The sequence below is a fragment of the Solibacillus sp. FSL W8-0474 genome (genome assembly GCF_038004065.1).
GTDB lineage: Bacteria > Bacillota > Bacilli > Bacillales_A > Planococcaceae > Solibacillus > Solibacillus faecavium.
Genome location: NZ_JBBOQJ010000001.1, coordinates 371436 through 392650, shown reverse-complemented (window position 1 = coordinate 392650; position 21215 = coordinate 371436). Strand labels below are relative to the sequence as shown.

Genomic DNA, 21215 nt, shown 5'->3' with positions numbered 1-21215 from the left:
ATACTCATTTTTTCGCCAAATATACATAGAGTAAAAGTCACTTAAAATTTACACCGGACAATCTTAATTTTTTTGTGGTATGGCAGTTATTCTACATTTACTTTATTGTGACATTTGCAATAGCGATAAAATAGACGGTATTGTTTATATAATACTCGTCTATTTTTATAATAAGGTTCTTCAACTTCTTTATTACAACTTTACTTCAAACTCAGCTTCTGTTTTTTCTTGCACTTCCTCTAATGTCACACCTTCTTGAAGCTCAACTAGTTGCATCGTGCCATCAGTAAAATCAAATACAGCTAATTCCGTAATTAGACGGTGAACAACGGCTTTACCGGTTAAAGGTAATGTACATTCGCGCTTTAATTTGGACTCACCGTATTTATTTGTATGCTCCATAATAACGATTACTTTTTTCGCGCCAACTACTAAATCCATTGCGCCACCCATTCCCTTTACTACTTTCCCGGGAATCATCCAATTCGCAAGATCTCCTTGCTCTGACACTTCCATTCCACCGAGGATCGCTAAATCAATATGCCCGCCTCGTATCATCGCAAAGCTTTCAGCACTATCAAAAAATGTTGCACCAGCCTTTGCAGTTACCGTTTCCTTCCCAGCATTAATTAAATCGGCATCGATTTCCTCTTCCGTTGGATATGGTCCAATGCCAAGAAGCCCATTTTCAGATTGAAGCATTACATTAAACTGTGGAGGGATTTCATTCGCAATGAGTGTTGGTATACCGATTCCTAAATTGACATACATACCATCTTCAATTTCCTTTACAGCACGGCGAATAATCTTTAAGCGTGCATCCATTATGCTTCCCCCTTTACAGTGCGGCGTTCTATCCGTTTTTCAAAGGAGTCGCTGTGCACAATATGCTGCACGTAAATACCTGGTAAATGAATTTCATCCGGATCAAGCTCGCCAACTTCTACAAGCTCCTCCACTTCCACTATCGTAACTTTCCCGGCTGTAGCACAGAGCGGATTGAAGTTGCGTGAAGTTTTACGAAATACTAAATTACCAGAGCGATCGGCTTTCCACGCTTTAACAAGAGCAAAGTCTCCTGTAATCGCTCGCTCAAGTAAATACATCTTGCCATCAAATTCTTTTGTATCTTTTCCTTCTGCAATCGGCGTTCCAACACCTGTTGCAGTATAAAATGCCGGAATGCCTGCACCACCTGCCCGGATACGTTCAGCCAGGGTCCCTTGTGGTGTTAGCTCTACATCAAGCTCACCATTTAAATATTGCTGTTCGAATGTTTTATTTTCGCCTACATATGAAGCAATGATTTTCGTAATCTGCTTGTCTTGTAACAGGATGCCAAGCCCAAAATCATCGACACCGCAATTATTACTGACAACCGTTAAATTCTTTGTCCCTTTATTCTTTAATGCCTGAATTAAATTTTCTGGAATGCCACATAAGCCGAAGCCCCCCACTAATAAAACAGCCCCATCTTCTATATGTTGTATCGCCTGCTGTACAGAAGCTACTACTTTGTCCATGTTCTCTATCCCCTTTCACATCTTTACAAAATATTCTACAAAACTACAAATTCCCCTTCAAAAACCATATATTCCGTTGATTAAATCAAAAAGGAGCCACAACTGCTCACATGTCAGTTGGGCTCTCATGATCACTTTTTATGTGGACCTTGATAAATACTTAGTTCCTTTGTATGCGGGTCGCGAACGTAACGCTGGTTGTCCTTCAATGGAATGATATCCGGATCTTCTACTTCATCGCCACGTCCAAACTCACCTGCTACTTCGCTATTCGGAGGCAACGGATCATACTTCTTTTTTTGCTCCTCAAATGGAATTGGTCGCTCCTCTTCAATATCCCAGCGGATCAAATTCGATGGATTAGAGCGGTTCGTAATCCAATTATCAAGGGTATGTCCTTCCCAACCCTCTTCATCAAATGGATCACTTCCTGTTATGAGGACTTTACCCCCATCATTTATAATCTTTTCATATTCAAGACGTTCATTTTCCGGTAAGTTTAGGCGGCGTAATTTTTCCTCTATCGGTGTTTCCTTCGTAAATAGCGTTTTAAGAATACTGCGGACACCATTTGTCGTAATTAGAGAAATTTGCTGATGACGAGCAATGGAATGGAACTCGTCCACATCTTTAGTTAATACGTAAACATGGGTTCTATCTATCTCCTCGCCCGGTTCACCGCCACGTAATTCTTGGAGTTTCTCTAGCAATTCCCCTTTAGTATAGGCGACATCAATCGACTGTTTTGGTTCATTAAACATTTGCATCCCTCCATTAATTCTTCTTACTGCCCTTTTCCCCATCTACATTACACAAAACCTATTTTGAAATAGCAATCGCCTATAATAATGCAAAAAAAGAGCCGCCAGTAGTATGTTTGGCGACTTCTTTTTCATTAGATTTTATATTCTTTTACGATTTGATTCAGCTGATCTGCGAGTTCGGCTAACTGTTCTGTTGTCTCTGCGACGTTACTCATCGTTGCACTCGTTTCAATAACCGTGGCAGTCGTTTCTTCCACACTTGCTGTTGTTTCCTCAGTAATTGCCGAAATTTCCTGCATGGATTGATTAATCTCTTGTCCTTTACTACTCATTGTTTGTAATTGCCCAAGGACTTGTTTTGTAAATGCATCCATTTGTAAAACAGATCGTTCAATTTCTTTAAACGTATCAGCAGTATTCGAAAGCTGATCGGTACCCGTTTCGATTGTCGTAAATCCTTGCTGTAGTGAGTTACTTAACTCATTTGAACCATGTTGAATCGTTGTGACAATCGCGGAAATTTCTATCACTGATTTTGCCACTTGTTCAGCAAGCTTCCGTACTTCCTCTGCTACAACGGCAAATCCTTTTCCATGTTCCCCAGCCCGCGCTGCTTCAATAGAGGCATTTAGTGCTAGTAAGTTCGTTTGATTAGCTACATCTTCAATTATATTTACAAAAGATGTGATTTTTCCAACACGCTCACCTAATTCCTCCATTTTATGAATTGCGGTATCCATAATGTAGTGGATTTCCTGCATATGTCCATTGGAAGTTTGCATCATTTTTGTTCCTTCCGATGAAAGTAAAAGTACATTACCGGAAACTGATTCGAGCTTTGTCCCTTGTTCTGCCGTTTCCTTTAAATCGTTTGAAAACTTATTAACAGCCTCATAGACTTCGGTAATTTCATTTGTTTGCAATTCGATGCCACGTGATAATGTTTCCATTGTTTCAGCAATAGCCTGAGACCCTGTCGACACATCACTTGTTGACAGAGCGAGACTAGCACTTTTTGAATTTACACTGCTTGATGCTTTCGAAACTTCACCAATCATTCTATGTAGATTTTCCTGCATTATTTTCATATCTGTCATTAGCTGGCCGATTTCATCTTGACGGTTATGCTCTTCCATTCGTTGTGTTAAATCACCTTCACTTAATACATGCAGAAGTTTAGATGTATGTATGATAGGCTTTGTTAATGTGCGACTGTAAGTTAGCGCAACGACTATTGCTAGTATAATAGTGATTATTAAGATGACGGCACCACCATTTATCATCGAGAACATAGCAGATTGCGTCTTTCCAATATTTTGGGTTAAATGGATGCCTCCGATAACAGTAGTTGCTGTAGGATCTTGCAAAGGTAAAAAGCTCTCAATTACTTTTTTATCTTGATTTTTTAATTGGCTTGCTTCTCCATTTAAAACAGCAGAAATTGCATTTCCTGTTAGTTTACTCCCGATATTTTCCTTTTCAGATGCTTCAAAAATCTCTCCATTTGCATCTATCAGCTGCAGCTTTGCATTTGGAAATAAGCTTTGAACACTTGTCACAAATTCATTTCGAACCCCCATTTGTAATGTACCGATTGTTCGCCCATTCCATTCAATTGGTGCAAAGGCTCTCACTGCCAAACCGCTTGTACCATATTCAAACCCACTATACGTATTTCCTTGCAGGGCACCTTGAATAGCGACAATTTCGGATTTATCATCTCCGTAAGCAGATGGATTATGGCCTCTTACATGCACTGCTCCCTTTTCATCGCCAATTTCAAAAATGGCTAGCTTATGCTGTGCACTAAGTTTATTAAATAACGCTTCACCACCGGATTTTATTAAGGTGCGGTCTTCCTCTAAGAGTAGTTGCTGTATTTCCGGATCTTTCGCATAGAGCTCAACTAAATATTGTAAATCAGATGCCGTCTGTTCAAAATACTTCGTTACAGAATGTTCCATTTCATTTTGTTGAGAATATTGCACTTCTTCAAAACTATTAAATGCTGCAAAGTAATTGTAAATAACTGTAGCAAAAACGGGAATAATACCAACTAATAAAAATATTAATATTAGTCGCGTTTTTAAACTTTTATAGCGCATAGTTGCTCCTTCTTAAACACCTGTTTATTTTTTCCTCATATAATTGCATTTTATTATGTATTTATCTCGATTTCAAACTAATTTTTATGTTTAAGAGAAAAAAGTCTTCAAAGCAAGGGTATGCCATGTTACAAATCTTTAAACAGGTGGAAGTCACACCCATATAATTGATGAAATCCCTTAACGAACAAAAAAAGAATGCACGGGGAAATGTTGATTCCCTCATGCATTCTCATATTATTAAATCTCGAACTCTGTCACAAAATCCGTAAGCTCTTTACGCACTCTTGCTTTTGGCAGTTCATCAAAATAGCCGAACTGGAACATTGAAATTACTCGTTCATGTGGCTGTGCTTTTAATGCTTCACGGAATTTCGGATTATCTAAAAATCCAGGTGTTTTCCAGCATGTACCGATGCCTTTTTCCCATGCAAGCAGCTGTACGTTTTGTAAATAGCAAGAAGCCGCGGCGTAATCTTCCAGGCGTTCTTTTTGACGAACATCCTCCGTCACTAATACAAATGCGTAAGCACCCGCTAATGTGAACTTTTTCATTTGAGCAGCAAGAGCCTCTTCTGAAAGTTCTTCCCATTTTGGGATAGCTAGATTTCTTAGTAATTCATGTACTTTTGGAAGTTGCTCGCCCGCGCCTACTACTATACGCCAAGGCTGACGGTTGCCGTGATTTGGCGCCCATTTTGCTTCATCTAAAATCCCCAACACTGCTTCCTTTTCAACTTGCTGTCCGTTAAATAGTTTAATTGATCGACGTTGTAATACTGCATCTCTTACTGATAATGTCATCGACAAAACCCCCTTCTGTTACTAATACTACCTTATCATGAAATTTCAACATTTAACATATGTTAGAAGGTTGCTTTACAACGTAAACTCATCCTCAATATGAAAGAAATAGTAAGTCATTTGTGGTGTATAGGCTGTGGAGTCCTCATAAGAATATTCCCGGTCGGCACTGTTCGACGTATGGGCATTTACATATGGAATACCTCCCTCAATTCGCGTAACAATTGTACTATGATCAATTCTTCCATCCCCCTGGAAATCATAAAAAATGACATCCCCTAGCTGTAACTGTTCAACTGAATTTACTCTTGTTGCCCGGAGTCCACGCTTTGACGTTTCCAAATACCAACGGAGTGAATGAGCAACAGACCAGCTATAGCTCCAGCGCTCATTTAAGCCAATCATCCACCAGCCTTGCCCACGATTCGGTGCCCCTCGCATCGGCGCCCCTCCAGCATATAAACATTGTGAAATAAAATTTGTACAGTCATCCTGAAATCTAGGAAACTCAGGATTAAAGCTATCCCACCATTTATTGGCATAGGCCACTGCAGCCTCTCGATTATAGTATGAAACCAACTTTTTTCTCCTTTTTTCACAACCTATGTCGAATTTCTCCTTTTTATGTACTTTATATGAATGTAGAGTGAAAATACCCTGTTTTTGTAATTGTTTGATACAATTATTTTAACTGCATTATGTTCATTTGATTTTTAAAGATAGTTTAAGGGGGAATATAGATGAGGCAACACGCAGAAAGGGAAATCGTCCTTCCAACGGTTCTATGCGATAAAAAAGGGAATCTGAATCCGGAGGCAATCGGCTATGCACGAACACCCATTATCGATTGCAATCTTTCCGGTCATTTTATGCGCAAGAAAAAATGGAATTATTGGTGTGTCTTTGGTGAGGAAATTTTGTTTTCCGCTACGATTAGTCACTTAGATTACGCTGCGGTGTGCTTCGTCTATTTTCTCGAGTATGAAACACAGCGCTATTTCGAAAAAACAATTTTAATTCCACTTGGGGCAAATGTAAAAATGCCTGAAAAAGTGTTGGAAACTATCCAATATAAAAATAGCGAAGTCTCTATTGAAATGGCGTACTTCAACAATGAAACTCATTTAACGGTCAATGCGCCAGATTTTGATGGAGAGTCATTACATGCTGAGCTAAAGATTGAGCATCCAAAAAATGATGAGTCCCTTAATGTAGTTATTCCATGGAATCGCAAAACATTTCAATTTACAGCAAAACATCATACGTTACCGGCTTCTGGGGTTGTACATATTGGCAATCGCAGCTTTACCTTTACTCCTGAAGAAAGCTTTGCGGTGCTGGATTATGGTCGTGGGATATGGCCTCGTGAAGCAACATGGAATTGGGGAATGGCCTCACAGCGCGTTCGTGGTCAACGAATTGGCTTAAACTTTGGCGGGAAGTGGACAGACGGTACAGGTATGACGGAAAATGCCGTTTTTGTCGATGGAAAGATGACAAAAATACATGAAGATGTATTATTTCACTATGACCGTACCGATTTTATGAAGCCATGGACTGTAAAATCCAAATTCAGCGGGCAGGTCAATTTAATGTTTACACCATTTTTTGAACGAGTAGCCGAAACCAATGCGAAGGTCATTGTTTCCTCTGTCCACCAAATGGTAGGCTATTATGATGGATTTATTCAGCTCGAAGACGGCACAACTTTACAAATCCAGCAAATGCTTGGCTGTATTGAAGAGCATGTGACGAAGTGGTGAAGGTAAAAATACGGATAATAGGTCTTATTTGACTATTATCCTTTTTTACTGGCTGATTTTAGGTAAATTAATAGCTTTAAATTAATTTATCGAGAGTATTAGATATTTCCTCAATCAATTCTTTGTGAATGTATAGGTCTCCTAAAATAAAGACAATTAGGAATAAAAGATATAAGCCCAAATATAATCTCAGTTTTTCAGAAAATATTATAAAGAAGATGCATGATAAATAAAATGTCAGGAAGATTATAGTAACCATCCATAATTGATATGCTTTGTTAATCGGTAATATAATCAATAATGCTTTAGCGGCATTAGAATGATCTTGCACATTGTATATCACATGATTTACTTCTTTATTTAAATATCCTTCTTCAATTGTTAACACCGTATTTTCTTCATCAAAGTAATACGTATAGCCAGTCAAATTAAAATCTGTCTTTTTTATAAAGATTATTAATATTGCTATTAAAAATATATAAATAACTACCGGCAATAGTCTTTTATTAAATTTAGAAATAGTATTCCTCCTTTATATTACTTTTATAAATTGGACTGAATAAAAGAAATGAGCAAGTCATTAAACTCTATTCAACTTGTTTATCGAAAAGGGTGTGATCTGCTGTTAACCCATGGCTAAAGACAATAGCATATTTCTGGTGGGAAACTACCTCATTGTTCCTCTTGAGGACTGTATAAATTTCTCAATCATTGAATATCTCTCCTGATTGGAAATTTAGTGAATTCATTACAAAAAGCTACCCTTTTCCATCCCTTCCATCAAGTTTTTTTACTTGTGAAGTCCAAATTCTATAAATGCATTTACCGTTTTCTTCTACTTTATCTTTATGCACAATAAGCTGTAGATTTAAATGATCTGCCCATTGCGGAAGCAGTTCGGTTAAAAAATCGATTACTTTTTCATCAGGCGTTGCATAACCAACATTTTGTTCTCTAAATAAATAAAGCGAAATATCCGTATACAATGAGTGTGTCCATTCATACACTTCCATCTCAGAATCGAAAATCCTCTTATCTTCCGGATATTGCCCATTCACCCACTGTATGTCCATAAGATTATTCCTCCTTAAGTTTTAAATTTCAATAAAAATACTTTACCCTTTCTTGAAGTAATCCCAAAATTCGAGTTTAATTATATTTTTAAGGTATTTAAGGTAAATAAAACTACTATTTTCTCGGAGGGCACTATGAACACTAAGCAGCTAAATGAAAATTTTTATTCGAAAAGAGCACTTGTTGGTACAGCCAACCATTGTATATGTGGTGATTGTGTTTTATACGCGGAGCAAATTATGTTTAATGTTGAACTTATCGAGTTTTTACATAGTAAAGGTCTTGACCCACGTAAAGCCGATGAAGTCTGGGCCTACCTTGAAAAAGATGGGTATAAATATTACACCGCAGATTTTTTCCAAGTGTATGCAGATAAAGAAGAATCATATACTTTTGGCAATGCAAAAGTTATAATTCAGGAAAATATTTACGCTGAAAAAGAAACACCTCGATACAGTTGTACAGTCGATGTTCGTTTTTAAAATATAGCGGTGACATCCTCTCTTCTTTTGCCCTTAAAAATCTATATAAAAAGGGTGATTACTTTCATCTAGGCAGCATTCGATTCTTTGTCGAAAATTTCCGTATTCCACCAGTTTTAAAGCCTCTTCAATTGAAAAAAATTCTACTTCTAAGCTTTCGGTAGAAGTCGTACATTGTCCTCCAATAGGCTTTGCTAGAAAGAGCGTGTTACAGATTGACCTTTTTACATTTTGAAAAATTCCGCAAAACTTTATTATTTCAACATCTATACCCGTTTCCTCTTTTGTCTCCCTAATAGCGGCTTCTTTTATCGATTCACCTTCTTCTACTTGACCTCCTGGCATCTCCCACCCTCTTAAAGGGCCTTTGATTAGCAGAATTTCGTTTTGATCATTAAGAACAATTGTTGCTGCTGAAACGATATGTTTCGGGGGTGTATAGATTTTTGTTGTACCTTGTTCCATTAAAAATCCTCCTTCATTATTTCAATTATTAAATAAACCTCACTTAAAATAATACCATTATATGGTTTTTATTAGTTTGAAATATTTCGGTAACTCCTAAGTATTATTAGTGCCTTAAATATCATGACTTCCTATTTCCATACATCTCCTTGAATATACACGTCGTATTTTGATAAGATAATTATCTGACAATGTTGCAGATTCTCAAAAAAGTAAAAACCTAATCTTTACGCTGTGCAATGAAGTGTAATTGATTGATGATAGGGGGAACGACATGACGGTAAATGAAGAGTTCAAACAAGAACAGCAGCGGTTACATGATACGGTTCATTATATGGACCAGATTTTGCATAGTTCGAAAAGAGATATCGAAACAGCACAGGAAAATATACGCTCTGCAATGACCAATGTGGAATACTTGGATTCGAGTGACAGCTTCTTAAATATTTTAATGAATACTCGCTTTTTCGAATTGGCCCGCAACCAAAAAGAAGGCTTGGAGGCGATTCGCCAAAGACCATATTTTGCGAGAATCCACTTCCAGCGTGAGCAGGAAAATGAGGAATTTCTTTATATCGGAAAAACTTCCCTCTTCCACAGCGAGACACATGAACCTATTATTGTCGACTGGCGTTCCCCTGTTGCAAATGTCTATTATGACGGACGGTTAGGTGAGATTACTTATGATGTTCGCGGTGAAGAACTTACGGGACATTTATTTGCAAAGCGACAATATAAAATTGAAAATGCAAAGCTCCTCGACTACCGGGACGTCGACTTAACAACGAATGACGAGTTGCTGCAAGAGGCACTAGAAGGTAAAGCAGATGTTCGCTTAACCGAAATCGTCTCCACAATACAGAAAGAGCAAAACGAAATTATCCGAGCCCATCTACGTCAACCGATTCTCGTACAAGGAGCAGCAGGGTCAGGGAAAACAACGATTGCCCTGCACCGGATTTCATATTTCCTCTATACGATGGGTGACCATTTCAATCCCGAACAACTCATGATTTTAGCACCAAACCGTTTATTCATTGACTATATTGCAGACGTTCTCCCTGAGCTAGGTGTCGATAAAATATGCCAAACAACTTACGCTCAATATGTACTTGATGCCATTAATCTTAAGTTGAAGCTCCAAAATCCAAATGAACAGCTCGAACGGCTAATCGCCAATCCGTCCTCTACACATGAAGGCTGGATGATTCCGAAAATGAAAGGCAGTCCGTTTTATGAGCTGATGATGAATCGCTATTTGCAGCATTACGAAGCCAAGTTAGCCGCTTTATTTGATGATGTATTTATTGAAAAATACCGGATAATGAAAGGCGACCATTTGCGAAAGCTGTTCTTAGTAGAATTTCATTATATGCCTGTTGAAAAACGGCTCGAGCGCATTAAAAAGGTTATTCAGAACGAAGTAAAACGGAAAACAACTGCTGTATTAACTACATTGAATACACGATATGAAGACGCGATTGGCCGTGCACTCAATGGTATGCGAGATGCAGAAAAGCGCCGTCATACTGTAACAAAACTAATCGACGAACGTGATGATCGCATTCCGAAAATTAAACAGGAAGCAAAAACTGTCGCATCTTCTTATATGAGAAAATTCCAGAAGGCAAAAATCAAGCAACTATATCGAACATTCCTTACAAGCCGTGAATTATTATTTGAACTGGCTCCCGAATGGTCCGTCGAAGAAACAGAGTTATTTTTAGAGGCACACCAAAAAGAGCAATGGGCACTTGAAGATTTAGCAGCCCTTTTATTTTTACATGCGAAAATTAAAGGGATTGAGGATAAATGGAAAATGCGGGTCGTCTTTATTGATGAAGTACAGGATTATAGCTACTTCCAGCTCGCTGCTTTAAAGGCGGGACTTGAAACGGATATGTTCACGATGGTTGGCGATTTAGCGCAGGGTATCCATAGCTATAGATCTCTTACAGAATGGCAGCCGGTCCTTGAGCTTTTCCCTCGCGCAACCTATGCTACCCTTCAAAAAAGCTACCGTACGACAATTGAAATTATGGAAGTTGCCAATGAAATTTTAATGCAGATGGATGAGGACTTACCGCTCGTTGAACCCGTTGTCCGTCATGGGAAAAAGCCTGAGTTTATCACAGCGAAAAACTTTGATGACAACATCATTAAAGACGTGCTGGCAAAAATTCGTGAAAACCATCATCAATCCATTGCACTCATATGCAAAACAACAGATGAAGCTGTTCAGTTGGTTAAACTGCTTGAAAACTCGGATATCTCTGCACAGTTGCTTGACGAAAACTCGGCAATCGATCAGCAAAAGCTTCTAGTCATCCCAAGTCATTTAGCAAAGGGATTAGAGTTTGATGCAGTTATTCTCACGTCATTTGACACACCGTATTATGACAACCCGCTCGATCGGAAGCTTTTATATGTAGCTTTAACCCGTGCCATGCATGAACTTTATTTGATTGGTCCTTCGAAAGAGGCTTTTTTAATGAAGCCCATTAATGCAAATATATCGGGAGAAGCCCCTGTACAATTAGAAAAAATTTAACGGTTTCGTATGACTGGGAGAAAGGCGCATTTAACAAATAACAGCTTAATTAGTACAAGTTTAACGCTTAGAAATCTGAGCGTTTTTTTGGGGGGCGAAATATTTTGCTTTCCTTATTGAACTATAGTCCAAACTACTTCATACCTTATTCTTTAATTCTAATGATATCTCCTCTTCAAATAGGATTTTTGGAAAGGGCTGTAGAATTATATTCTTTATTGAAAGAAAAGCAAATCATCTTAGTTACTAGTTGTTCAGTTAAATAATAGGGGTGATGAAATGGGTATTATAGTTATTGCTTTAATTTTCTTATATGGTTTTATTTTGTTCAGAAATGGGATGGCTTTAAATAATGTAACGATTGAATTTACCATCTTATACGTAGCATGCTCATTGACTATCCTTTTATTTTGGAAAGCACGGAAAGGGATTTCTAAAAAGATTGGCATTGTTATTTGTGCCTTATTGATTATACAAACAGGGTTTATCAGTTATTATGCATATGATAGACATTCGGATCGATTAATAAATGAACAGCATCGCTTGTTAGTCATTTTAGGGAGTTCCACTGACTATCAAAAATTAAACTTGAGTTATCACGATATTGAAAAAATAAATATAGTTGGAGATGCGAAGCAAGGTAATTTTCATCACCCATTTGATTATATAATTGAACTGAAAGTTAAAAATGAAAATAAAATTTATCAATTTCAATGTAAAGGACAAGGACCTTGGTGCGAGGAAATGGGATTAAACTAACTTCTCAGTTAGTTGGAGAACATAGCCTTATTATAGAATTCCCATCTCTTTCTGATATCTAATTAGCAAGTGTTTTAACAATGGAATTAATGAAGACACATAATTTTAACGATGCTCCTGTACTAATTGCATTTGTGTATATATAGTTGGTGAAGCAACAACGAAAACAAGGACACAATTCATAGACGAATTGTGCCCTTAAATACTATTTTTAAAATTATTTTCTCCCTATTAACTGAAGCACTAAATAAAGTTTTCTCATTTTCTTACCCAATATAAATATAATAATCAACCTGTGACGACTTCATAAATCCGGCTTTTTCATATACGCGGAGTGCACCCATATTTTCAATCTCTACATCAAGTAAAATAGTTTTATCACCTGAACGGATTGCATAGTCCTTCACGAAGTTTAAAATTTGCGTACCGACGCCTTGGCGCTGTCTCTTCGGTGATACTGCAAACGCAGTAATCCATTGTACTTCCCCTTCTTTACGGGTTGTCACAGTTCCAACAACTTCGCCATCCATTTCGGCTGTCCACATTACTAAGCCTTCTGTCGTCGTATTAAACTCAATTAACTCCAATGATTCTTCACGCATATCGCCAAAAGCATCACTAAAAATTGAAATGAGCGCTTCCGTATCTTTTTGCATGAAAGGACGTAAAGTCACCGCTCCCTTATTCTCCATAACTTCCGCATGAGCCTCTAAAGTTGCCTCAGAAAAACTGTATAAATACCCGTTTTGCTCTAAAAACTCTTTTCCGAATTTAGAGCCTTCTATTACAAGAGCAAGCTCCCCCTCACTGTTCCGGATCGCCATACCTTCTTTTAGGACATTTAAAATCGCTGTTCCAATTCCAAGCTGACGGTACATTGGGGCAACTAGCATCGACCATTCATACGTATTTAAACCCATTAGATCCACAGCAGTTCCTGCCCCAACTAATAGATTTTTTTCATCATCATATACAAGTACATAAAACCCGCGTGTTTCATAACTTTTAGCAATTGTTAGATTCATTACCTGATTTAATAGGATGCCATCACAAACAGCTGATGTTTTACATAAGTTTTGTACTTCTTCATATGTTTCTTGATCTAAAGGATACGACACGGTAATTGCCGATAAATTCATTCTTTCTACTCCAATTCTATCTTCTATAATGTTTCTATTTTAGTAAAGCTCACGTAGTTACGCAACAATAGCGCGCAATTATCAATTTTAAAATGACTTTCAAAGCTATTCTCTTATTTTTCCTCTTATTTATACCACGACGATAAGAGCACGACATTCTATTGATGCCAAATATAAGAAATATGTACAATTTTAACTATCCTTCTTATAAAATTGAGGTATAATAATCCTATTAAACGCTTATATATAAATATAAAAGATTTTTTTTAATGACCAATGGATGTTGCCTCATTATAATTATAGTAATAATTTATTAAATAAGGAGATTTAAAGAATGATAAACGAGCAAACCCTTTCTACTAATATTGAACCAATACTAGTTACTCCCTTCCCTTCTTTTATACTTCTACCAAATGGAACAATTGTTAAAGGAAATTTTCATCATTTCGACTACTCAGAAGTCAAGACTAAAGAACTAAAAGAAAACCCTGTTTACAACACTCTTTTTTCAGAAGTAAGTAACGAGACAGTGGAGTCCATCTTAACAAGTACTGTAGCTTTATGCTTACACAATGTTCCAATATTGATGAAGGGTGAAGCTTCCAAAATCTGTACAGTTTATACAAAACCTATCCTCTTCGAAAATAAGGAAGCTATTTTCATTTTATGTGTTCCTAATGAAGAAATGCGTTTAGTAGATGACGAACAGCAACACTTAATCGATTTAAAGAGTGGTATTCAGCAATCCTTTATGACTGTGACACTCGATCAGGATGGTTTTATCATACAAACCAACCAGCAATTTTTAAAGGCAAGCCATTGGACACCAAAGCGGGTTCTCGGCAAAACGTTTTGGCAGCTATTCCCAAATAATGGTGAATCCGAAAAAGTCGCTTTGGAAATTTGGAAAACACTGCAAAGTGGGCAAATTTGGCAAGGTGATGTAGAAAAGGTGACAAAGGACGACGAACATTATTGGGTGCATTTAACCGCCATTCCGATGCTTGGCCCTGCACCAGAGCTAAATCAATATTTCCTAATCGAACGAAACATTACAAAGGAAAAAGCGATTCAGTTCCAGCTCGAAAAAATTGCCTATATCGATACTGAAACAGGATTAATGAATGTGCACCGCCTTGCACAAGTGATCGATGAAATGATTCAGGAAGATCGTCATTTTTCATTTGTTTACTTAAGCATCGATAAATTCTATACCATTAAAGATCTGCATGATGATTGTGCAGAGAAATCACTTATCATGGAATTCACAAAACGTCTGAAAATGTATTTCCAAGATAGTACAATGGCCCGTATTAACGAAAATGATTTTGTTGTGATAACACCTCTGCCTGAATGGTTTACACAAGGTTTCCTTAGTTATTTACAGCAAAACCCAATATACAACGGAAATGTTGCTGTTCCCCTTTCCGTAAGCGGTGGCATTACTCGCTACCCTGAAGATCAATTGACATTTACACATTTGATGAAGGCATCATTGGCTTCCATTACGTCTGTACGTAATGCTGGTGGTGACCGAATTGTTTCCTTGTCAAAATCTTCACATGTTACATTGAATCGTAACTCAATCATAGAAAAGCGGTTATTACTGGCATTGGATCAGAAAAATTTACATGTTCTTTACCAGCCACAGCTCGATGTAAAAACTGGGAAATTTACAGGAGTAGAAGCTTTAGTTCGCTGGGATGATGAGGAAATTGGTGTTGTCTCTCCTGATGAATTGATTCCAATAGCAGAGGAAACAGGTCTAATTAATAATATCGGTTCATTTATGCTCGAAAAGGCATGTGAGCAAGCCGTTCTTTGGAAAAAGGCTGGTCATAATATTAAAGTAAGTATTAACTCTTCTGTCCGTGAGTTCCGTGACAAAAACATGGCAAAATCAATTTTAGCTACTCTTGAACGTACAGGTTGCCCTGCTAATTTACTGCAAATCGAAATTACCGAGAAATTTGCATTGGAAGCAGAAGCTGAAACTAGCATCATTAAACAGATGCGCACACTTGAGAACGAAGGAATTGTTTTTGCATTAGATGACTTTGGTACGGGCTACGGCTCATTCCGTTATATGCAGCTATTGCCGATTTCTATTTTGAAAATCGATCAAACTTTCATACGCTCACTGAAATTTGAAAAAACGCAGCAGCTTGTAAATGGCATGGTTCAGCTTGGCAAATCGATGAATTTAACAGTCGTTGCAGAAGGCGTAGAAACAGAAGAACAAAAAGAATTCCTAACAAATATCGGCTGCGATATTTTACAAGGATACTTTATTAGTAAACCAAGCTCTTCTAATGGCATTTCATCTTTACTTGTATAGTAATAATAAAGAAGCTCGTAAGGCTACTGTAAAACAGTGCATTACGAGCTTCTTTTTTTCGATTTCATAAAGGATTGCATTGAAGTCTTCCCCTGGCTCAATAGCCTGAAAATAATTTGCATAAATACTTCTGCGAAAACAAGCCCCATCGCGATGGCTCCAGAGATCATAAATGCCCGCATCCCATTTTGCAGACCCATAATATAATCGAGTTCCATAACGTTACGCATTGTATTGTAGGCTATTCCTCCAGGCACAAGCGGAATAATTCCTGAAACACTAAAAATAATCATGGGCATTCTAAATTTGCGCGCAAAGAAATACGCTACTAATGACACAACAAATGCCCCTAAAAACGAGGCTTGTACCTCATCGACTCCGATTTCAATCATGACGTAATAGATTGCCCAACCGACTGCACCGACAAAGCCACATGCTGGAATTGTTTTTGTAGGCGCATTAAAAATTACACCAAAGCACGCTGTTGCAACGAAACTAATAACGACTTGAATAAGAACACTATCCAACATCCAGCTTTCCTCCTATTCCAATATTGCAAAGTATACTGACAGCCAAAGTTTTAGAAGGACAGAACAAGTGCAATTCCCGAGCCAATCGCAAACGCTGTTAAAAAAGCTTCAGCTCCCTTTGCCATCCCTGCTGTAAAATGCCCAGCCATCATATCCCGTACCGCATTTGTAATGAGCAAACCAGGTACAAGTGGCATAACTGAGCCAATAATAATTTTATCGATTTCTTTACCATATCCATAATAGACTGCAAAAGATGCCACAATACCAATAGCCACCGCAGCAAGAAATTCCGAGAAAAATTTTACGCGCGTCATATTATGAATGATAGTAACGATATATAAACCTAACCCTCCTGCAATAAAAGCAGCCGGAATGTCACTTACAGTCCCCTTAAACAGCAGTAAAAAGGCACCACTCGCTATACTCGCAGCAAGGACCTGAATGGCTATTGGAAGGAAATAATTCGTTTTTTCTATTTTCTTCAATTCTTCATATGCTTGTTCAATTGATATGAGGTGGGATGTAAGCTTACGCGAGACATTATTGACAAGAGCGATTCGATGTAAATCCGTAATTCTTGTTGGAATCGATGTAATTCTGGTAGGTTGCGTTTTACCAAGAGAAAAAATAATTCCTGTTGGCGTTACGTAGCTTTGTGCATCCATCATGTTTTGAGAACGGGCCATACGCAGCATCGTGTCTTCCACTCGATACGTTTCCGCACCACTTTCAATCATGATACGGCCTGCAAGTAAAAAGCAGTCTATTGCCATTTCAGTATGTTCATTATCCATACGATGGACCTCCTTCCACTTCTTAGCTCATATTACTTGAAGCACCCTTAAAATAACAGCCTTTTTTCATACAATATATGCTACTATGATAGTGTATTTTCTAAAATGATTAATAAATTTAATATATTTTTTATAGCTTTACTTAGATGTCTATTTTTAATAGAAAGGAACCGAAGTACATCATGTCAAACCCTTACAGAAAACGCCGCGGTCCTTGGATTGATTTAACCCTTATTAGCTCTATCATTATACTGGGAGCTATTACTGTCTACTTAACTGTTTTGAGCGATAACCCACTTTTCCCGAGTAGTGAGGAGACATCTGCAGAAGAGCAAGATTCTACTACAAGCGAAGAGCCATCAACTTTTCCTGGGGTAAAGATTGTCACAGACATTTCGAATGATGATAAAATGCCTTTCGCAATTCAATATCCACTTACGGAATACAAAACGTTCAATCAAGCGGTCACTACGTATATCGAAGAATCGAAAGAATATTACATAAGCATGATGCGCCTTCAGCAAAACGAAAAACAATTATCCGGCGAACTAAATATTAGCCTTGATACTTTTGAGTATGACCATTACTACTCCTTCGTATTAACGAATAAGACAATTTTAAATGCAGTAGAGCAACAGACAACAATCACAACATTTTTAATCGACAATGAAACCGGTGAATTATTCGATATTCGTACACTACTGAATGAAGATCTAAAAAGTTTGGAAACTTTTGCTGCACATGTTCAATCTGAAATGGTAAAGAACACAGCCTATAAAGATTATATTAAGGAAAAAGAGCTCGCTTCTGCCACTCAACCGAAATGGCGATTATTTAAGCGCTTTGCATTAAAGGGAGATTCCCTCATTATTTACTTTAATGAAGGAGAAGTGACAGAACTTGAAGCAGGAATACCAACAGTGGAAATGTCTCTATCATTCATTAACCCCCTTTTAGCCTCGGATTTCCAAATTGAGATGCAGGCAGAGGAAACGATTGTTCCGAAAAATGATAAGAACTCTTCAAAAAAACGAATTGCCCTTACGTTTGATGATGGACCACACCCGGAAGTAACGAAACAGATTTTAGTACTCTTAGAAAAATATGATGCAAAGGCAACTTTCTTCATGCTTGGCAGCCGTGTTCAATATTATCCTGGATTGGCGCGTAAAGTGCGTCAAGCTGGTCATGAAATTGGCAACCATTCGTGGACACACGGTGTTTTAACGAAAATGTCTCCATCGGAAATTCAAAAAGAGTATGAATCTACAGAACAGGCCATTATAAATGCTACCGGTGAGAACTCGACTGTATTCCGTCCGCCTTATGGAGCGGTTAATGATGAAGTGCGAAAGCTTATTCCTTGTAAAACGGTTAACTGGACAATTGATACCCTCGATTGGAAACATCGTGACTCAGAAAAACTTCTGTCAATGCTAAAGGATGGATTACATAACAATGCGATTGTATTAATGCATGATATCCATCAATCAACCGCAGACGGATTAGAGCCAGTACTCGCCTTTTTACAAGATGAGGGCTACGAGTTTTTAACAGTTACTGAAATTTTGAAGTATCACTAGAATATGACGAAAGGGTGATTATCTCTATTATCGAGATAACCACCCTTTTTTATTGAAATGCCTTTACTACAATACCTTGCTGCTCCAATTTCGTACGGGTCAGCTGGGCAAATTGTACGGCATGCTCCCCGTCCCCATGCACACAAATACTATGTGCCTGAAGTGGGAATTTCGTATTCTGAACGGAAGTGACTGTTCCTTCCTTTATCATCTCTATTATTTGTGCGATAGCCCTTTTTTCGTCTGTAATAAGAGCATTTGATTCGTTGCGCTTTGTAAGCGTGCCATCTTGCTGATACGTCCGATCCGCAAATACTTCGTGCACAGTTTTCAAGCCGATTTTTTCTCCTGCTTTCGTTAATTCACTCGAGGCTAATCCATATAAAATTAACTTAGGGGAAATATCATATACCGCTTGTGCAATGGCTTTTGATATATCTTTCTGTACCGCCGCCATATTATAAAGCGCTCCATGAGGTTTAACATGTTGCATTTTTACGTTTGTAGTTGTTAAAAATCCTTGCAGTGCACCGATTTGGTATACAACGATGTCATACGCCTCTTGAGGAGAAATCTTCATCTCCCTGCGCCCGAAGCCATTTAAATCAGGCAGTCCCGGATGTGCACCGATTTGCACATTGTTTTTTACCGCCAGCTCCACCGTTTCGCGCATGACAGTTGGATCTCCTGCGTGAAATCCGCATGCGATATTGGCAGAAGTTATATAACGTAGTATTTCCTCTTGTTCTCCCAACTTATATCTTCCAAAGCTCTCGCCTAAATCACAATTTATATCAATCGTATACATAGCCTCTCCCCCAACAACTATCAGAATGTTATGCTATTATCATGCCATACATAATCATTCATTCCAATAATGAGGTGAAATTACATGCCGGTTCTGCAATTTAGGCAATTAAGCGACAATGCTCTATTTGTTCAATTTAGTACGACGATTAATGAACAAGCACACCACCAAATCCAGCAAGCTATGATAACTATCCAACAGCACCCTTTTCCCGGTTTTATCGAGCTTGTGCCGAGCTATACGAATCTTTGTATTTATTACGATCCATTTATAGTTAGAAAATCTCTACAACCCAATTCATTAAAAACGAGCTCTACAAAAGTACAAAACTATATTGAAACCTTACTTACTAATCAAGACATTTCATCTCAAGAAATGGGCCGGCTAATAGATATCCCAGTTATTTACGGTGGTGAATATGGTCCTGACTTAAACGATGTTGCACATGTTAATGGATTAACACCGGAACAAGTGATAGATATACATACCGCTAAACAGTATCTCGTCTATATGCTCGGCTTTGCACCTGGGTTCCCGTTTTTGGGCGGGATGGATAAACGAATCGCAACACCACGTCATTCCACTCCAAGATTACAAATCGCGGCCGGTTCAGTAGGGATTGCCGGAGAACAAACAGGCATTTATCCGCTTGCAACACCAGGCGGATGGCAAATTATCGGTCGAACGATGACGCCATTATTTTTGCCTGACAAAAACCCTCCTACATTATTACGAGCAGGTGACCGAGTTCGATTTGTAGCCGTAAAGGAGGTCACCTCATGCTAAAAGTTATGAAACCAGGAATTTTTTCTACCATTCAAGATGGAGGGCGAACTGGCCATCAACAATTTGGGATTATTGCAAGTGGCGTAATGGATTCAGTTGCCTACCGAATCGGCAATGCACTGTTAAAGCAATCTGGTAAAGCCGCCATTGAAATGACATTAAATGGCGGGGTATTTGAATTTAAAAAAGCCACAGCATTTGTTTTGACAGGTGGAATGATGCACGCAACACTTAATAATCAGCTAGTCCCCATGTATAAAGTTATTTCCGCTAAAGCAGGTGACGTATTAACGTGTGGGACTATAATAAATGGTGCAAGAAGCTATTTCTGTATTGCAGGTGGATTTTTAGTGGATGAAATACTCGGTAGTCGAAGCACCTATTTAAAAGCGAAGTTTGGCGGTTATAAAGGACGAGCACTGCAACCGGGCGATGAGATTCCTTATGAGGAAACGCGAATAAAATATGCTGCATATCAAGTAAATACAAAGACCTTCTACGAAAAAGCAACTATTCGTATACTACCAGGAACCGAGTGGCAGCAATTTAGCCGTGGTATGCAAACTAGCTTTATTAATCAATCTTATACAATTTCGAATAAATCCGACCGTATGGGCTATCAATTAGACTCCCACAAGTCCATATTTCTTGAAAAACCGTTTCAATTACTTTCCGAAGCCGTCACATTCGGTACGATCCAATTACCTCCAAGTGGACACCCGATTCTATTAATGGCAGATCGGCAAACAACAGGAGGCTACCCGAAAATTGCACAAGTAATTACCGCTGATTTACATCGTTTAGCGCAGCTTGCTCCCCAACAGACACTACTTTTCCAGCTTGTATCACTCGAACAGGCCGAAGAAGCTTATTTTGAACTAGAACAGCAATTACGCTTGCTCGAAGCCGTTTTGAAATAGAAAAAACCTCGTAAAAGAAGAGCC

At 38.2% G+C, this 21215-nt stretch carries 21 protein-coding genes; 8 read left to right on the top strand and 13 right to left on the bottom strand.

Annotated elements, in window-relative coordinates:
• Positions 1 to 192: 192 nt before the first annotated feature.
• From NYE67_RS01940 to NYE67_RS01915, 6 genes are all read right to left on the bottom strand, one after another.
• Positions 193 to 825: a 3-oxoacid CoA-transferase subunit B gene (locus tag NYE67_RS01940; protein WP_340729000.1), complete on the bottom strand. Its 633-nt coding sequence runs from the start codon at positions 823 to 825 to the stop codon at positions 193 to 195.
• Positions 825 to 1523 carry a CoA transferase subunit A gene (locus tag NYE67_RS01935; protein WP_340726817.1) on the bottom strand — a complete coding sequence of 233 codons (699 nt, stop codon included), beginning with the start codon at positions 1521 to 1523 and terminating at the stop codon, positions 825 to 827. Before NYE67_RS01935 ends, NYE67_RS01940 begins: the two co-directional genes overlap by 1 nt.
• 131 nt (positions 1524 to 1654) lie before the next feature.
• On the bottom strand, positions 1655 to 2284 hold the full coding sequence (locus NYE67_RS01930) for a general stress protein (RefSeq protein WP_340726816.1): 630 nt from the start codon (positions 2282 to 2284) through the stop codon (positions 1655 to 1657).
• A gap of 134 nt (positions 2285 to 2418) precedes the next feature.
• Positions 2419 to 4392 carry a methyl-accepting chemotaxis protein gene (locus NYE67_RS01925; RefSeq protein WP_340726815.1) on the bottom strand — a complete coding sequence of 658 codons (1974 nt, stop codon included), beginning with the start codon at positions 4390 to 4392 and terminating at the stop codon, positions 2419 to 2421.
• A gap of 240 nt (positions 4393 to 4632) precedes the next feature.
• On the bottom strand, positions 4633 to 5196 hold the full coding sequence (locus tag NYE67_RS01920) for a nitroreductase family protein (protein ID WP_340726814.1): 564 nt from the start codon (positions 5194 to 5196) through the stop codon (positions 4633 to 4635).
• A 75-nt stretch (positions 5197 to 5271) separates the two neighbouring features.
• Entirely contained in the window at positions 5272 to 5775 is a 504-nt protein-coding gene (locus NYE67_RS01915; RefSeq protein WP_340726813.1) for an amidase domain-containing protein, read from the bottom strand.
• A 161-nt stretch (positions 5776 to 5936) separates the two neighbouring features.
• Between NYE67_RS01915 and NYE67_RS01910 the strand changes: the two genes are divergently transcribed.
• Positions 5937 to 6959: a DUF2804 domain-containing protein gene (locus NYE67_RS01910; protein ID WP_340728999.1), complete on the top strand. Its 1023-nt coding sequence runs from the start codon at positions 5937 to 5939 to the stop codon at positions 6957 to 6959.
• Between the two features lie 76 nt (positions 6960 to 7035).
• Here the strand turns inward: NYE67_RS01910 and NYE67_RS01905 are convergent, their stop codons facing one another.
• Both NYE67_RS01905 and NYE67_RS01900 read right to left on the bottom strand, forming a co-directional pair.
• Positions 7036 to 7455, bottom strand: a complete 420-nt coding sequence (locus NYE67_RS01905) for a hypothetical protein (RefSeq protein WP_340726811.1) — start codon at positions 7453 to 7455, stop codon at positions 7036 to 7038.
• Between the two features lie 262 nt (positions 7456 to 7717).
• Positions 7718 to 8032, bottom strand: a complete 315-nt coding sequence (locus tag NYE67_RS01900) for a hypothetical protein (RefSeq protein ID WP_340728998.1) — start codon at positions 8030 to 8032, stop codon at positions 7718 to 7720.
• 135 nt (positions 8033 to 8167) lie between these two features.
• On the opposite strand from NYE67_RS01900, the gene NYE67_RS01895 reads away from it, so the two are divergent.
• Entirely contained in the window at positions 8168 to 8515 is a 348-nt protein-coding gene (locus NYE67_RS01895; RefSeq protein WP_340726809.1) for a hypothetical protein, read from the top strand.
• Between the two features lie 33 nt (positions 8516 to 8548).
• On the opposite strand, the gene NYE67_RS01890 is transcribed toward NYE67_RS01895, so the two are convergent.
• Positions 8549 to 8980: an NUDIX hydrolase gene (locus NYE67_RS01890; protein ID WP_340726808.1), complete on the bottom strand. Its 432-nt coding sequence runs from the start codon at positions 8978 to 8980 to the stop codon at positions 8549 to 8551.
• 274 nt (positions 8981 to 9254) lie between these two features.
• Here NYE67_RS01890 and helD point away from each other — a divergent pair, with 274 nt between their 5' ends.
• Entirely contained in the window at positions 9255 to 11531 is a 2277-nt protein-coding gene (helD, locus tag NYE67_RS01885; RefSeq protein ID WP_340728997.1) for an RNA polymerase recycling motor HelD, read from the top strand.
• A gap of 279 nt (positions 11532 to 11810) precedes the next feature.
• On the top strand, positions 11811 to 12290 hold the full coding sequence (locus NYE67_RS01880) for a hypothetical protein (RefSeq protein WP_340728996.1): 480 nt from the start codon (positions 11811 to 11813) through the stop codon (positions 12288 to 12290).
• A gap of 266 nt (positions 12291 to 12556) precedes the next feature.
• On the opposite strand, the gene NYE67_RS01875 is transcribed toward NYE67_RS01880, so the two are convergent.
• Positions 12557 to 13429, bottom strand: coding sequence for a GNAT family N-acetyltransferase (locus tag NYE67_RS01875; RefSeq protein WP_340726805.1), 873 nt, complete (start codon positions 13427 to 13429; stop codon positions 12557 to 12559).
• 334 nt (positions 13430 to 13763) lie between these two features.
• Between NYE67_RS01875 and NYE67_RS01870 the strand changes: the two genes are divergently transcribed.
• A complete protein-coding gene (locus NYE67_RS01870) occupies positions 13764 to 15767 on the top strand; it encodes a sensor domain-containing protein (RefSeq protein ID WP_340726804.1) in 2004 nt (667 codons plus the stop codon).
• 41 nt (positions 15768 to 15808) lie between these two features.
• Here NYE67_RS01870 and NYE67_RS01865 read toward each other — a convergent pair whose 3' ends face one another.
• Complete coding sequence (locus tag NYE67_RS01865; RefSeq protein ID WP_340726803.1) at positions 15809 to 16297, bottom strand: threonine/serine exporter family protein; 489 nt, start codon at positions 16295 to 16297, stop codon at positions 15809 to 15811.
• A 50-nt stretch (positions 16298 to 16347) separates the two neighbouring features.
• Positions 16348 to 17094, bottom strand: coding sequence for a threonine/serine exporter family protein (locus NYE67_RS01860; protein WP_340726802.1), 747 nt, complete (start codon positions 17092 to 17094; stop codon positions 16348 to 16350).
• A gap of 182 nt (positions 17095 to 17276) precedes the next feature.
• Here NYE67_RS01860 and NYE67_RS01855 point away from each other — a divergent pair, with 182 nt between their 5' ends.
• A complete protein-coding gene (locus NYE67_RS01855; protein WP_340726801.1) occupies positions 17277 to 18677 on the top strand; it encodes a polysaccharide deacetylase family protein in 1401 nt (466 codons plus the stop codon).
• A 49-nt stretch (positions 18678 to 18726) separates the two neighbouring features.
• On the opposite strand, the gene NYE67_RS01850 is transcribed toward NYE67_RS01855, so the two are convergent.
• Positions 18727 to 19485, bottom strand: a complete 759-nt coding sequence (locus NYE67_RS01850) for a LamB/YcsF family protein (RefSeq protein ID WP_340726800.1) — start codon at positions 19483 to 19485, stop codon at positions 18727 to 18729.
• Positions 19486 to 19569: 84 nt separating this feature from the next.
• Here NYE67_RS01850 and pxpB point away from each other — a divergent pair, with 84 nt between their 5' ends.
• Positions 19570 to 20271, top strand: a complete 702-nt coding sequence (gene pxpB, locus NYE67_RS01845; protein ID WP_340726799.1) for a 5-oxoprolinase subunit PxpB — start codon at positions 19570 to 19572, stop codon at positions 20269 to 20271.
• Positions 20265 to 21191: a 5-oxoprolinase subunit C family protein gene (locus NYE67_RS01840; protein ID WP_340726798.1), complete on the top strand. Its 927-nt coding sequence runs from the start codon at positions 20265 to 20267 to the stop codon at positions 21189 to 21191. Before pxpB ends, NYE67_RS01840 begins: the two co-directional genes overlap by 7 nt.
• The last annotated feature ends 24 nt before the right edge of the window (positions 21192 to 21215 follow it).